At 66.4% G+C, this 13,146-nt stretch carries 12 protein-coding genes; 7 read left to right on the forward strand and 5 right to left on the reverse strand.

The annotated features are described in order from the left end of the window. Positions 1–104: 104 nt before the first annotated feature. Positions 105–1,625, reverse strand: a complete 1,521-nt coding sequence (exaC, locus tag PNI01S_RS10120) for an acetaldehyde dehydrogenase ExaC (protein ID WP_084358113.1) — start codon at positions 1,623–1,625, stop codon at positions 105–107. Positions 1,626–1,948: 323 nt separating this feature from the next. On the opposite strand from exaC, the gene PNI01S_RS10125 reads away from it, so the two are divergent. The 4 genes from PNI01S_RS10125 (at position 1,949) to PNI01S_RS10140 (ending at position 6,357) form a co-directional block, all read left to right on the forward strand. Continuing rightward, positions 1,949–3,865, forward strand: coding sequence for a sigma-54-dependent Fis family transcriptional regulator (locus tag PNI01S_RS10125; protein WP_084358115.1), 1,917 nt, complete (start codon positions 1,949–1,951; stop codon positions 3,863–3,865). Positions 3,866–4,095: 230 nt separating this feature from the next. Further along, entirely contained in the window at positions 4,096–5,448 is a 1,353-nt protein-coding gene (gene mpl / locus PNI01S_RS10130) for a UDP-N-acetylmuramate:L-alanyl-gamma-D-glutamyl-meso-diaminopimelate ligase (RefSeq protein ID WP_084358117.1), read from the forward strand. Between the two features lie 2 nt (positions 5,449–5,450). Continuing rightward, positions 5,451–6,080: a flavin prenyltransferase UbiX gene (gene ubiX / locus PNI01S_RS10135; protein ID WP_084358119.1), complete on the forward strand. Its 630-nt coding sequence runs from the start codon at positions 5,451–5,453 to the stop codon at positions 6,078–6,080. Next, entirely contained in the window at positions 6,070–6,357 is a 288-nt protein-coding gene (locus PNI01S_RS10140) for a YceK/YidQ family lipoprotein (protein WP_089285819.1), read from the forward strand. The genes ubiX and PNI01S_RS10140 overlap by 11 nt, the downstream gene beginning before the upstream one ends. 260 nt (positions 6,358–6,617) lie before the next feature. Here the strand turns inward: PNI01S_RS10140 and PNI01S_RS10145 are convergent, their stop codons facing one another. The 3 genes from PNI01S_RS10145 to PNI01S_RS10155 form a co-directional block, all read right to left on the reverse strand. Further along, a complete protein-coding gene (locus PNI01S_RS10145) occupies positions 6,618–7,259 on the reverse strand; it encodes an oxidoreductase (RefSeq protein ID WP_024764689.1) in 642 nt (213 codons plus the stop codon). Between the two features lie 30 nt (positions 7,260–7,289). Next, on the reverse strand, positions 7,290–9,020 hold the full coding sequence (locus tag PNI01S_RS10150) for a C13 family peptidase (RefSeq protein WP_084358122.1): 1,731 nt from the start codon (positions 9,018–9,020) through the stop codon (positions 7,290–7,292). Positions 9,021–9,113: 93 nt separating this feature from the next. Continuing rightward, positions 9,114–9,569 (reverse strand): MaoC family dehydratase, encoded by a 456-nt coding sequence (locus PNI01S_RS10155; protein WP_017521697.1) that lies wholly within the window; start codon positions 9,567–9,569, stop codon positions 9,114–9,116. Between the two features lie 168 nt (positions 9,570–9,737). On the opposite strand from PNI01S_RS10155, the gene PNI01S_RS10160 reads away from it, so the two are divergent. From PNI01S_RS10160 to PNI01S_RS10170, 3 genes are all read left to right on the forward strand, one after another. Continuing rightward, positions 9,738–10,100 carry a CidA/LrgA family protein gene (locus PNI01S_RS10160; RefSeq protein WP_024764691.1) on the forward strand — a complete coding sequence of 121 codons (363 nt, stop codon included), beginning with the start codon at positions 9,738–9,740 and terminating at the stop codon, positions 10,098–10,100. Continuing rightward, on the forward strand, positions 10,100–10,813 hold the full coding sequence (locus PNI01S_RS10165; RefSeq protein ID WP_081754013.1) for an LrgB family protein: 714 nt from the start codon (positions 10,100–10,102) through the stop codon (positions 10,811–10,813). The genes PNI01S_RS10160 and PNI01S_RS10165 overlap by 1 nt, the downstream gene beginning before the upstream one ends. 160 nt (positions 10,814–10,973) lie before the next feature. Then, positions 10,974–11,564: an LON peptidase substrate-binding domain-containing protein gene (locus PNI01S_RS10170; RefSeq protein ID WP_037017820.1), complete on the forward strand. Its 591-nt coding sequence runs from the start codon at positions 10,974–10,976 to the stop codon at positions 11,562–11,564. A gap of 264 nt (positions 11,565–11,828) precedes the next feature. On the opposite strand, the gene prpF is transcribed toward PNI01S_RS10170, so the two are convergent. Continuing rightward, positions 11,829–13,016 (reverse strand): 2-methylaconitate cis-trans isomerase PrpF, encoded by a 1,188-nt coding sequence (gene prpF / locus PNI01S_RS10175; RefSeq protein ID WP_065084473.1) that lies wholly within the window; start codon positions 13,014–13,016, stop codon positions 11,829–11,831. Positions 13,017–13,146 lie beyond the last annotated feature (130 nt).

Here is a 13,146-nt window from a genome sequence, read left to right on the forward strand (position 1 = left end):
CAGATTTCCCTCAGGAATAAAAAAGCGCGGCTCGAAAGCCGCGCAAAGATCGATTCGGGGGAGACCGCCCGGCGAGCCGGGCGGGGCCAATCAGCAGCGCGCAATCAGAAGAAGCCCAGCGGGTTGATGTCGTAGCTGACCAGCAGGTTCTTGGTCTGCTGGTAGTGGTCGAGCATCATCTTGTGGGTCTCGCGGCCCACGCCGGATTTCTTGTAGCCACCGAAGGCGGCGTGCGCCGGGTACAGGTGGTAGCAGTTGGTCCATACGCGGCCAGCCTTGATGCCACGACCCATGCGGTAGGCGCGGTTGATGTCGCGGGTCCAGACGCCGGCACCGAGGCCGTACTCGGTGTCGTTGGCGATGGCCAGTGCTTCGGCTTCGTCCTTGAAGGTGGTGACGCCCACCACCGGCCCGAAGATTTCTTCCTGGAACACGCGCATCTTGTTGCTGCCCTTGAGCAGCGTCGGCTGGATGTAATAGCCGGTGGACAGGTTGCCATCGAGCTTCTCGACCGAGCCGCCGACCAGGATCTGCGCGCCTTCCTGCTGGGCGATGTCGAGGTAGGAGAGAATCTTCTCGTACTGCTGCTGCGAGGCCTGGGCGCCGACCATGGTGTCGGTGTCCAGCGGGTCGCCGCGCTTGATCGCCTTCACTTTCTTCATCACCACGTCCATGAACTGCGGGTAGATGGATTCCTGCACCAGTGCGCGGGACGGGCAGGTGCACACCTCGCCCTGGTTGAAGAAGGCCAGCACCAGGCCCTCGGCAGCCTTCTCGATGAAGGTCGGCTCGGCCTGCATGATGTCTTCGAAGTAGATGTTCGGGCTCTTGCCGCCCAACTCCACGGTGGACGGAATGATGTTCTCGGCGGCGCACTTGAGGATGTGCGAGCCCACCGGGGTCGAGCCGGTGAAGGCGATCTTGGCGATGCGCTTGCTGGTGGCCAGCGCTTCACCAGCCTCCTTGCCGAAGCCCTGGACGACGTTGAGCACGCCCTTGGGCAGCAGGTCGCCGATCAACTCCATCAGCACGCAGATGCCCAGCGGGGTCTGCTCGGCCGGCTTGAGCACGATGCAGTTGCCGGCGGCCAGCGCCGGGGCGAGCTTCCACGCGGCCATCAGCAGCGGGAAGTTCCACGGGATGATCTGCCCGACCACGCCCAGCGGTTCATGGATGTGGTACGCGACGGTGCTGTCGTTGATCTCGGCGGCGCCGCCTTCCTGCGCGCGGATGCAGCCGGCGAAGTAGCGGAAGTGGTCCGCAGCCAGCGGGATGTCGGCGTTGAGGGTTTCGCGCACCGGCTTGCCGTTGTCCCAGGTCTCGGTGACAGCCAGCAGTTCCAGGTTCTGTTCGATGCGGTCGGCGATCTTCAGCAGCACCAGCGAGCGGTCCTGCACCGAGGTGCGACCCCAGGCGTCGGCGGCGGCATGGGCGGCGTCCAGCGCCTTGTCGATATCCTCGGCGGTGGAGCGGGGGAATTCGGCGATGGGCTGGCCATTCACCGGCGAGGTGTTGGTGAAGTACTGACCCTTCACCGGCGGGACGAATTCGCCGCCGATGTAGTTGCCGTAGCGCGCCTTGAACGAAACGATGGCGCCTTCGCTACCGGGATGGGCATAACGCATGGTCGGATCTCCTGGGTCTTGTGCTTGTTGGGGAGGACGTTGATCAAGCGTAGAGCAAGGGCCGGGCCATGCCAGTGAAAGCCCCGCGCCGCTTGGGTTGCGGCGAATCGAGCCGGGCGCCGGAAATCGCCCTGTAACGCCCCTGGCACACGGCTGGGTGACACTTTGTCCCGTATTCGTGACAGTAGTGACCTGACGGTCGGACAGGCGTTGCATTGGTTTGACGCGTGGGGGATGCTGTTCTGCGTTCCGCCGAATTGTCTGACAAACAGTCGCTGGAATCCGGGGCTGCCTCCCCGTCCCCCAAGCGGAGAACAACAAGAATGCGCGCCAACGATTTGAGCCGCCACGCCCGCCAGGTCATGACCGTGGCCGAGGGCAAGGCCCGCGCCGGAGCGCCCGGTGCGGACCCGTCCATCGCCCGCTCCTGGATGCGCTGCCTGGAGCAGTACCACCTCGACCCGGCGCAACCCATGGCGCCGACGGTGCTGGAACATGCGCGCATGCTCGAAGTCCGCGAGCACCATCGCCAGGTGCTGGAAATCGCCAGCGGCGAGATGAACAGCCTGCACCAGCAGCTCTCCGGCGCCGGCCATGCGGTGCTGCTCACCGATTCCCGTGGCGTCATTCTCAATTGCGTGAGCGAAGCCGCCGAGCGCCGCACGTTCGAGCAGGCCGGGCTGTGGCTCGGCGCCGACTGGAGCGAAGCGCGCGAGGGCACCAACGGTATCGGGACCTGCCTGGTGGAGCGTCAGGCGCTGACCATTCACCAGGACGAACATTTCCGCAGCCGCCACACCGGGCTGACCTGCTCGGCCAGCCCGGTGTTCGACCCGCAGGGCGAGCTGCTGGCGGTGCTCGACGTTTCCTCCGCGCGCCGCGACGTGTCGCGGCAGAGCCAGTTCCACACCATGGCGCTGGTCAACCTGTCGGCCAAGGCCATCGAGAGCTGCTACTTCCTGCGGCATTTCGAGGACCAGTGGCTGCTGCGCTTCCACCTGCAGCCGGACGGCCTCGGCCTGTTCAGCGAAGGCCTGCTGGCTTTCGGCGCTGACGGGCGAATCCGCGCGGCGAACCAGAGCGCGATCAACCTGCTCGGCAGCCGCCGGGACAGCCTGGTCGGCCGCTCGCTGGAACAGTTCTTCGATTGCCGGCTGGACGACCTGTTCAGCCGCGCCGACCCGCAGCCCAATGCCAGTTGGCCGTTGCGCACCCACGCCGGGCGCACTCTCTATGCGCTGCTGCGCGGCCGGCGCCCCATCGCCGCCGCGCCGGTGCTGCCGCGTGCGCCGCTGGCGAAAGGGCTGTGCATCGACGATCCGCAACTGGCCCATGATTTCCGCCGGGCGCTGAAGGTCTACGCCCACGACGTGCCGCTGTTACTGCAGGGCGAGACCGGCACCGGCAAGGAAGCTTTCGCCCGCGCCGTGCACCTGGGTGGCGAACGTGCCGGCAAGGCTTTCGTCGCGCTGAACTGCGCGGCGATCCCCGAGACCCTGATCGAGAGCGAGCTGTTCGGCTACCGCGGCGGCAGCTTCACCGGCGCGCGCAAGGAAGGCATGCGCGGCAAGTTGCAGCAGGCCGACGGCGGCACGCTGTTCCTCGACGAGATCGGTGACATGCCGCTGGCGTTGCAGACGCGCCTGCTGCGCGTGCTGGAGGAGCGCCAGGTAGTGCCCATCGGCGGCGAGCCGCTGGACGTCGACATCCGCCTGATCAGCGCCAGCCACCGTGACCTGGAAGCGCTGGTGGCCGCCGGGCAGTTCCGTGAAGACCTCTACTATCGCCTCAATGGTTTGGTCGTCGCATTGCCGCCGCTGCGCGAGCGCGAAGACCGTGGTGCGTTGCTCGATCACCTGCTGGCCGAGGAGAGCAAGGGCCGCTCGGTGCGACTGGACGACGACGTGCGCCGGCACCTGCTCGATTTCCCCTGGCCGGGCAACGTGCGCCAGCTGCGCAACGTGCTGCGCACGCTCTGTGCGCTGTGCGAGGGCGGACGCATCCATATGACCGACTTGCCGGCGGACCTGCGACGTACTTCGGCTCCCGTTCCTGTTGTGGTACCGGTGAGCGAGGAGGGCGGCGACACCCTCGGCGCCGCCGAGCGCGACGCACTGCTGGCAGTGCTGGAAGCGCAGCGCTGGCACGTCAGCCGCGCCGCGCAGCAGTTGGGCATCAGCCGTAACACGCTGTACCGCAAGCTCAATCGCCACGGCCTGAACCGGAGAACTCTTTCGTAGGATGGCGTTAAGCGCAGCGATACCCATCAAGGCAGCGCGGCCGAAACAGCATGGGTATCGCTTCGCTCCACCCATCCTGCGGTCCTCGCCTGTGACGGCTTTCGCTGCTCACCGGGAACCGCCTCCCCACCTCGTCGTCTGATGCCCCGGCGGCGGGCCGCGCGGGGGCGCGCTGTGCTACTCTGCCGCCCATTCGAAGCGCCTGGAAAGGCTTGATTGCAGGAGTCTGCATGCATATCCACATCCTCGGCATCTGCGGCACCTTCATGGGCTCGCTGGCCGTCCTGGCCAAGGAGCTGGGCCACCGCGTGACCGGTTCCGACGCCAACGTCTACCCGCCCATGAGCACCCAGCTGCAAGCCCAGGGCATCGAGCTGATGCAGGGCTACGACCCCGCGCACCTGGAGCCGGCTCCGGACCTGGTGGTGGTCGGCAACGCGCTGTCGCGCGGCAACCCCGCCGTAGAATACGTGCTGAACAAGGGCCTGCCCTACGTCTCCGGCCCGCAGTGGCTGGCCGACCACGTGCTGCAGGGCCGCTGGGTCCTGGCCGCCGCCGGCACTCACGGCAAGACCACCACCAGCAGCATGCTGGCCTGGGTGCTGGAACATGCGGGCATGAGCCCGGGCTTCCTGATCGGCGGTGTGCCGCAGAACTTCGGCGTCTCCGCGCGCCTGGGCGGCACGCCGTTCTTCGTGGTCGAGGCCGACGAGTACGACAGCGCCTTCTTCGACAAGCGCTCGAAGTTCGTCCACTACCACCCGCGCACGGCGATCCTGAACAACCTGGAATTCGACCACGCGGACATCTTCCCTGACCTCGCCGCCATCGAGCGGCAGTTCCACCACCTGGTGCGGACCATTCCCGGTGAAGGCCTGGTCATCCACCCCACCTCCGAAACCGCGCTCAAGCGGGTGATCGACATGGGTTGCTGGACGCCGGTGCAGACCACCGGCGAAGGCGGCCAGTGGCAGGCGCGCCTGCTCAGCGAAGACGGCTCGCACTTCGAAGTCCTGTTCGACGGCAAACCCCAGGGCACCGTGGACTGGGAACTGACCGGCCAGCACAACGTCGCCAACGCGCTGGCCTGCCTCGCGGCGGCCCGTCATGTCGGTGTGGTGCCGGAGCTGGGCTGTGCTGCGCTGTCGGCCTTCAAGAGCGTCAAGCGGCGCATGGAGAAGGTCGCCGAGGTCAACGGCGTGACTATCTACGACGACTTCGCCCACCACCCGACTGCCATCGCCACCACCCTCGATGGCCTGCGCAAGCGCGTCGGTGATGCCAAGGTCATTGCCGTGGTCGAGCCGCGCTCCAACTCCATGAAGCTCGGCGCCCACCGCGACGGCCTGCCGGAGTCCGTGGTGCAGGCCGACAACGTGTTCTGGTACGCCCCGCCGAACCTCGGCTGGGACCTGGCCGCCACCGTGGCCGGCTCCACCGTGCCCACCCAAGTGTGCGATTCGCTGGAGGCCATCATCGAGGGTGTGAAGGCCATCGCCACGCCGGGCACCCAGGTGGTGGTCATGAGCAACGGCGGTTTCGGCGGCCTGCACGGCAAGCTGGCCCAGGCGCTGGAGGGCTGAGCATGGGGGGAGCCGAACGCGTCACCCTCGCCATGACCGGTGCCTCCGGTGCCCAGTACGGCCTGCGACTGCTCGACTGCCTGGTGCAGGAAGACCGCGAGGTGCACTTCCTCATCTCCAAGGCCGCGCAACTGGTGGTGGCCACCGAGACCGACGTGACCCTGCCGAGCAAGCCGCAGGCGATGCAGGCCTTTCTCAGCGAGTACACCGGCGCCGCCCCTGGGCAGATCCGCGTGTACGGCAAGGAAGACTGGATGGCCCCGGTGGCTTCCGGCTCCGGCGCGCCCAGCGCGATGGTGGTGGTGCCCTGCTCGACGGGGACGCTCTCGGCCATCGCCACCGGCGCCTGCAACAACCTGATCGAACGCGCCGCCGACGTGGCACTGAAGGAGCGCCGCCAACTGATCCTGGTGCCGCGTGAGGCACCGTTCTCCAGCATCCACCTGGAGAACATGCTCAAGCTGTCCAATATGGGCGCGGTGATCCTGCCGGCCGCTCCGGGCTTCTATCACCAGCCGCAGACGGTGGACGACCTGATCGACTTCGTCGTCGCGCGCATCCTCAATCAACTGGGCATCCCCCAGGACATGCTGCCGCGCTGGGGCGAACACCATCTTGTCAGTGACGAATAAGCTCCTCGCCACCCTGCTGCTGTTGCAATTGGGCGGTTGCGCCACCGTGAAGACCCTCAACGACAGCCGCCCCGGCGATCCGCTGATCTACGCCGGCACCCGGCTGGACTGGTATTCGCTGAATGGCGGCTGCTGCCCGAAGGATCATTTCGGCACCGACGCGCCGGCCTATCCCGGCCTCGACCTGCCCGGCAGCGCGCTGCTCGACACCTTGCTGCTGCCTCTGTCGATCGCCGCGGAACTGGGGGTTGGCCTGCAGGTGTGGGGCGGGAACTGAGCCCGATCCTGTAGGAGCGAGCTTGCTCGCGAACGGGGTTTGGTGCGGTGGCCGGCCCTCACCCTAACCCTCTCCCAAAGGGAGAGGGGACTGATCGGTGCTGTCCGGGCAGCGCATCGCTCCCTGAAACATCAGGAGAACTGTGGCCGTTACTTGTCGCGGAGGACTGCTCCCTCTCCCATTGGGAGAGGGTTGGGGTGAGGGGAAGGCCTGGGCATCGTTTTTCCAGAAGAAGACCATTGCCCTACCGGCCAGGAAGGTCACTTGCCCAGCTTGCGCAACTCGTCCGATTCGACGACGCGGCTACCCTTGCCGGTTTCCAGCGCCAGGCGCCAGAGCGCGCGGGCCAGGGCGATGGCTTCGATGCCGTGCAGCTTGCCCGGCAGGATGCGCGAGAAGGGCGCGGCGAGCAGTTCGGCGAGGCGGATTTCCTCACGCTGACCCAGTAGCAGCGATGGCCGTGCGATGGTCAGCTGCGGCCAGCCTTGCTGGCGCAGGGCATCCTCCAACTCGCCCTTGACCCGGCTGTAGAAGATCGACGACTTGCTGTCCGCGCCCAGTGCGCTGACCACGATATAGTGCCGCGCGCCGAGTGCCAGGCCACGCTCGCCCAGGGCCAGCGGCAGGTCGAAGTCGACACTGCGGAAGGCCTCCTCGGAGCCGGCTTCCTTGAGCGTGGTGCCCAGGCAGCAGAACACCGTGTCCACCGGCTGGACCAGGTGCGGGATGAGCTCGGCCAGCGGGCCGATGGGGTTTTCCAGGCGTGGGTGCTCCGCCAGCTTCCTTCGGGCCGGAGCGATGACGCGCTTGACCGTGGGCTCGTTGAGCATGCGGTCGAGCAGATGTTCACCGGTCAGGCCGGTGGCGCCCGCTAGCAGGATATTCGTCGGTTTCGAGTACATCTGTGTTTCCCCTCTGACACACTTTCCAGCTTAGTTGCCACCCTGTCGTTTTGCCTGCGCATCGGTATTGCCGAGCGCCAGCTCTCCGTGCGACTGCTGCGCGCGCAGGGCCTGCCAGCGAGTAATGACCGCCTTCGGCGCCCAGAGTTGCGGCTCCGATGGTTCGAACTCTTCCTCCTTCTCGCGCTTGGCCACGGTAGCGCTGGCCAGCGTGAAGGCTTGCTTGAGGTCGTCGGTCTGCCGGAGGGCCTTGGCAAAGAGCGCGTCGCCGAAGTAGGTGAAGTCGGCCTCCTCGGAGCAGCCGAAGGACACCCGGTCGCTGCGTGCGGCGGTCATGATCAGGGTCTTGTCGTCCTTGAGCGCGGGGATGAAGCCACCGCTGTAGCAGGCGGAAATCACCAGCACCTTGTCGCGGTCCTTGAGCGGGGCGAGCAGGCTGGCCAGTTCGCTGGCCGGCAGGTCGTCGAGCTTGAGCCCCGGCATGTCCAGCACCAGCTGGTGGTCATGGGAGCCATGGCTGGTCAGGTAGATGAACACCAGGTCTTCCGGGCCGCTGCGTTCGGCGATGGTGCGCAGGGTGCGGGCCAGGGTTTCTCGGGTGGCCATGGGGCGGTCGGCAAGGTGGTCGCGATGGTTCACCAGGCGCACCACGCCGCGCGCGCCGAAGCGTTCGCCGAGCAGGTTGGCGACGTAGTCGGCCTCGCGCAGGAACACGCTCTGCTTGCCGTCGCCGCCGAGGCTGACGCCATAGAGTTCGATCGCCGGAGTGGATGGCGGGAGGGCGGCCAGTTCCTTCTCCAGCAACGCGCCCTGTTCCAGCAAGCCGACTTCCAGTGGATTGGGCAGCCGCTTGCCGGTGGCATCCTGGCGCAGTTGCCCGGCATTCCAGACGCCTTTCTGCAGACTGCCGTCGCTGCGGGTGAGGGTGCCTTCGCCCGAGTATTCGCCGCGGGCGAAGCCGCCGCTGTAGACCTGGCCATCGGAGCGCGTCAGCGTGCCCTTGCCGTCGAAGCGCCAGAAGCGGAACTCGCCCTGGTAGCGGCTGCCGTCGGTGCCGATGAACTCGCCCGGCCCGCTCAGCGCGCCAGCCTTGAAGCGGCCGAACCAGACATCGCCGTCGGCATTCTGGAAGCGCCCGGTCCCCTCGAACTGGTCGTTGCGGAACTCGCCGCTGTACTGGTCGCCCGCCTCGTCGCGGAAGATGCCCTTACCCTCCAGCACGCCGTTCCTGAAGGTGCCGCTGTACTGGTTGCCCAGGCTGTCCCGACGGGCGCCTTCGCCGTTGGCCTCGCCCTTGGCGAAGGCACCCTGGTGGCGGGTGCCGTCGGGCTGTTCGAGGCTGCCCAGGCCTTCGTAGCGACCCTTGCGGAAACCGCCGCTGTAGGTAGTGCCGCCCTGCGCAAGGCGGCCTTCGCCGTCGAACTCGCCGCGCTTGAACTGGCCTTCGTAGACGCTGCCGTCGGCATATTGCAGGCGGCCGCGCCCTTCGAATATTCCGTTGCGGAACTCACCTTCGTAGCTTGTACCGTTGCCGTCGTTCCATTTGCCCTGGCCGCTCTGCAGGCCCTTGTCGAAGCCGCCCTCGTACCAGGCGCCGTTGCTGTAATCGAGCCGCCCCGGCCCCTGCAGTTGACCGTTCACCAGCTCGCCGCGGTAGCGCGCGCCGTCGGGCAGGCGGGCGTCCGGTGGCGTCAGTGGTTCGCCCTCGCCGCAGGCAGCGAGGAACAGGACGAGGCTCAGGGGAAGTAGGTGGCGTGGCATCGGGAGGCTCGAATCGGCGGAGGGGCGCACTGGCAGTGTGACGCAAAAAAGCCCGCGGTCGCGGGCTTTTTTCTCATCGCTGCGAGCGGGCCGTCAGACGAAGCACAGGCTCAGGGATTCGGCGATGTAGGCCGGCTTGGGCAGGCCTTCGATCTCCAGGGTGCAGCGCGCCTTGATCAACCACTGGCCGGGGTTCTTCTCGGTGATGTCGGTGATGGTCACCTGCAGGCGCACGCGCGAATCCACCGGTACCGGCTGGATGAAACGCACGCTGTCCAGGCCGTAGTTGACCACCATCTTTGGGTTTTCCGGCAGGACCAGCAGGCCCTCGCAGAGTTTCGGGATCAGCGACAGCGACAGGAAGCCATGGGCGATGGTGCCGCCGAAGGGCGTCTTCTTCGCCTTTTCCGGGTCGACGTGGATGAACTGGTGGTCCTCGGTGCACTCGGCGAACTGGTTGATGCGCTGTTGATCGATGGTGATCCACTGCGAATGGCCCAGGTCCTTGCCGATGTAGTCCTTCAGTGCGCTTACGGGTACGAATGCCATGTTTCCTCCGGGGAATGCGTTGTTCTTCTAGTACGGCCTACGTGAAATCCGCCTGTAGATCAGCATGGCGCCCAGGAGCGGTCAAGCATTCATGCTTTGGGCGAATGCCGCGCCATAGCGGGCGCTGGGCGGGCATAATGTCGGCATATTGCGCTGGAGATCTTTCTGATGTTGCTACGCGGCCTGACCTGGCTGGTGCTGTTCCAACTGCTCGGCACGGGCCTGAATGCTCTCATCCTGCACATGATCCCCGGCCCGATCATTGGGCTGGTGCTGCTGTTCGCCTTCCTGGTGTGGAACGGCGAGGTGAGCAAGCCGGTCAACGAGGCGGCTGCCTCGCTGCTGCGCTACCTGCCGCTGTTGCTGGTGCCGGCGGCGGTCGGTGTTATGGCCTACGCGAAGCAGATCGCCGCGGACTTCTGGGCGATCGCCGGCGCACTGGCGTTGTCGCTGCTGGTGTCCTTCGTGTTCGCCGGCTGGCTGATGCAGAAGCTCATCGACCGCCAGCGCAAGCAGAAGGAGAACGCCTGATGTTCGACTGGCAAGGCGCGGTGGACTCCGTTATCCACCATCCGCTGTTCTGCGTTGGCGTCACCCTGGGCGCTTATCAGTTGGCGCTGGCCGCCTATGAGCGTACACGCTGGGTATTCCTGCAGCCGGTGCTGGTGTCGATGCTGATCGTTATCGCGGTGCTGCTGGCGTGCGGCATCGACTACAGCGAGTACAGCAACAGTGCCAAGGTGCTGACCATCCTCCTCGGCCCCGCGACCGTCGCCCTCGCCGTGCCGCTGTTCCTCAACCTCAAGCGCATCCGCCAACTGTTCTGGCCGACGCTGATTACCCTGCTGGTCGGCGGCCTGTTCGCCACCGCGCTGGGCATCGGCCTGGGCTGGCTGTTCGGCGTCGACCACGAATTGCTGATGAGCCTGGCGCCCAAGTCGGTGACTTCGCCCATCGCCATGCTGGTGGCCAGCCAGATCGGCGGCGTGGCGGCGCTGGCGGCGGTGTTCGTGCTGATTACCGGCGTGCTCGGCGCCATCCTCGGCCCGGAACTGCTGCGCCGCTTCGGCGTCCACCATCCGGCTGCGCAAGGCATGGCGCTGGGCATGACCGCCCATGCCGTGGGCACCTCCCGCGCCTTGCAGGAGGGCGAGGAATGCGGCGCCTTCGCCGCCCTGGCGATGAGCCTGATGGGCGTGGCCACCGCTGTGCTGCTACCGTTGGCGGTAGCGCTGATCGCCTGAGAGCCTGTTGACGATCTGCTGCGCGTCGGCTGTAGGGCGTTGGCAAACGCCCTCAGATGCTCATTTACAGCAGTAAACTCCGCTCTTCAGGCGCTTGCCGCCTACTACGGCTCTAGCTCGCACGATCGTAAACAGGCTCTGATCGAAAATGGGAGTACCCATGAGTTTTCCGCTCTTCCCCCTCAATACCGTGCTGTTCCCCGGCTGCCGCCTCGACCTGCAGATCTTCGAGGCGCGCTACCTGGACATGATCGGCCGCTGCATGAAGCAGAACGGCGGATTCGGCGTGGTGGCCATCGTCGAGGGCGAGGAAGTCGGCGATGCACCGGAGCGCTACAGCCTGGTCGGCTGCGAAGCGCATATCAAGGACTGGAAGCAGCAGTCCAACGGCTTGCTGGGCATCCGTGTTGAGGGGGGGCGGCGCTTCCGCGTGCTCTCCGCCAACGTGCAGACGGACCAGCTGACGGTGGCTGAGGTGGAGTGGCTGGACGAGCAGCCGAACCAGCCGCTGACCAAGGAACACGACGATCTCGCCGCGCTGCTCGAAGCGCTGTCCATGCACCCCATGGTGTCGGCGCTGGAGATGGGGGGCGAGGTCAATGGCCAGCAGGAACTGGCCTGCCAGCTCGCCTATCTGCTGCCCTTCGAGCGAGACCAGAAGCAGGTGCTGCTGGAGATGAGCGATCCCACCGTGCGCCTGGCGCGGATCCAGGTATTGCTGGAACAACTCCAGGGCGATTTCGTCGCCTGACCCAGCAGCTTTTGTAGGATCGAGGAGGGCGCCTAGCCCTTGCTCGCGAACCCGCCCAGCGCCGTCACCGCCGGTTAACTCTGTTCGCGAGCAAGCTCGCTCCTACCGGGATTGCCTTTCGGTGTGGCTTGCGTGGGGGCGGACTCCGTCCGCGATCTGCCCCGCTGCCGCGCAAAACCATCGCGGATGAATCCGCTCCGACGCGACCTGAAACGACAAAGCCCGCATGTGCGGACCTTGTGTATTCACGGGTCTGGCGAAGGATCAGAACGAATCCCCCGGCACCCGCACCCAGCCTTCCATGAGGATGCGCGAGCTGCGGCTCATGATGGCCTTGGTCACGGTCCACTCGCCGTTCACCTGCTTCGCCTCGGCGCCCACGCGCAGGGTGCCGGAGGGGTGGCCGAAGCGCACGGCGCTGCGTTCGCCACCGCCGGCGGCGAGGTTCACCAGGGTGCCGGGGATGGCGGCGGCAGTGCCGATGGCCACGGCGGCGGTGCCCATCATGGCGTGGTGCAGCTTGCCCATGGACAGCGCGCGGACCAGCAGGTCGATGTCGCCGGCCTGCACTTGCTTGCCGCTGGAGGTGACGTAGTCCTTGGCTGGCGCGACGAAGGCAATCTTCGGCGTGTGCTGGCGGGTGGCGGCTTCTTCGGCGGTCTTGATCAGGCCCATGCGCAGGGCGCCGGCGATGCGGAATTTCTCGAAGCGCGCCAGTTGCTCGGGGTCGCCATTGATCGCTTCGCGCAGCTCGGCACCGGTGTAGCCGATGTCCTGGGCGTTGACGAAGATGGTCGGGATGCCGGCGGTGATCATGGTCGCCTTGAAGGTGCCGATGCCGGGGACCTCCAGGTCGTCCACCAGGTTGCCGGTGGGGAACATTGAGCCGCCTTCGTCGCCATCGTCGGACGGGTCGAGGAACTCCAGCATGATCTCGGCGGCGGGGAAGGTCACGCCGTCCAGTTCGAAGTCACCGGTTTCCTGGACCTGGCCGTTGGTGATCGGCACGTGGGCGATGATGGTCTTCTGGATGTTCGCCTGCCAGATGCGCACCACGCAGGTGCCGTTGTCCGGGATGCGCGTCGGATCGACCAGGCCGGCGTGGATGGCGAAGGATCCGGCGGCGGTGGAGAGGTTGCCGCAGTTGCCGCTCCAGTCGACGAAGGCCTTGTCGATGGAGATTTGCCCGTAGAGGTAGTCGACGTCGTGGTCGGGCTGGGTGCTTTTCGACAGGATCACGCACTTGCTGGTGCTGGAGGTCGCGCCGCCCATGCCGTCGATGTGTGCGCTGTAGGGATCGGGGCTGCCGATCACGCGCATGAACAGCTGGTCGCGGGCCGCGCCGGGCACCTGGCAACGCTCGGGCAGGTCCTGCAGGCGGAAGAACACGCCCTTGCTGGTGCCGCCGCGGATGTAGGTGGCGGGGATCTTCACTTGGGGTACGTGGGGCATGGGTCGGGTCCTGAAATTTGTTGTAGGAGCGAGCTTGCTCGCGAACAGCCCCGCAGTGGGGTTGGTTCGCGAGCAAGCTCGCTCCTACAGGATTAGTGCCGACCCGCCGTGAGGCGGGCTGGCTGTTACA

The sequence above is a fragment of the Pseudomonas nitroreducens NBRC 12694 genome (assembly GCF_002091755.1).
In the GTDB taxonomy this organism is placed as follows: Bacteria; Pseudomonadota; Gammaproteobacteria; order Pseudomonadales; family Pseudomonadaceae; genus Pseudomonas; species Pseudomonas nitroreducens.

Coding starts and splice junctions, on each gene's coding strand:
- exaC (WP_084358113.1), bottom strand. CDS start 1,625: ATGCGTTATGCCCATCCCGGTAGCGAAGGCGCCATCGTTTCGTTCAAG.
- PNI01S_RS10125 (WP_084358115.1), top strand. CDS start 1,949: ATGCGCGCCAACGATTTGAGCCGCCACGCCCGCCAGGTCATGACCGTG.
- mpl (WP_084358117.1), top strand. CDS start 4,096: ATGCATATCCACATCCTCGGCATCTGCGGCACCTTCATGGGCTCGCTG.
- ubiX (WP_084358119.1), top strand. CDS start 5,451: ATGGGGGGAGCCGAACGCGTCACCCTCGCCATGACCGGTGCCTCCGGT.
- PNI01S_RS10145 (WP_024764689.1), bottom strand. CDS start 7,259: ATGTACTCGAAACCGACGAATATCCTGCTAGCGGGCGCCACCGGCCTG.
- PNI01S_RS10150 (WP_084358122.1), bottom strand. CDS start 9,020: ATGCCACGCCACCTACTTCCCCTGAGCCTCGTCCTGTTCCTCGCTGCC.
- PNI01S_RS10155 (WP_017521697.1), bottom strand. CDS start 9,569: ATGGCATTCGTACCCGTAAGCGCACTGAAGGACTACATCGGCAAGGAC.
- PNI01S_RS10160 (WP_024764691.1), top strand. CDS start 9,738: ATGTTGCTACGCGGCCTGACCTGGCTGGTGCTGTTCCAACTGCTCGGC.
- PNI01S_RS10165 (WP_081754013.1), top strand. CDS start 10,100: ATGTTCGACTGGCAAGGCGCGGTGGACTCCGTTATCCACCATCCGCTG.
- PNI01S_RS10170 (WP_037017820.1), top strand. CDS start 10,974: ATGAGTTTTCCGCTCTTCCCCCTCAATACCGTGCTGTTCCCCGGCTGC.
- prpF (WP_065084473.1), bottom strand. CDS start 13,016: ATGCCCCACGTACCCCAAGTGAAGATCCCCGCCACCTACATCCGCGGC.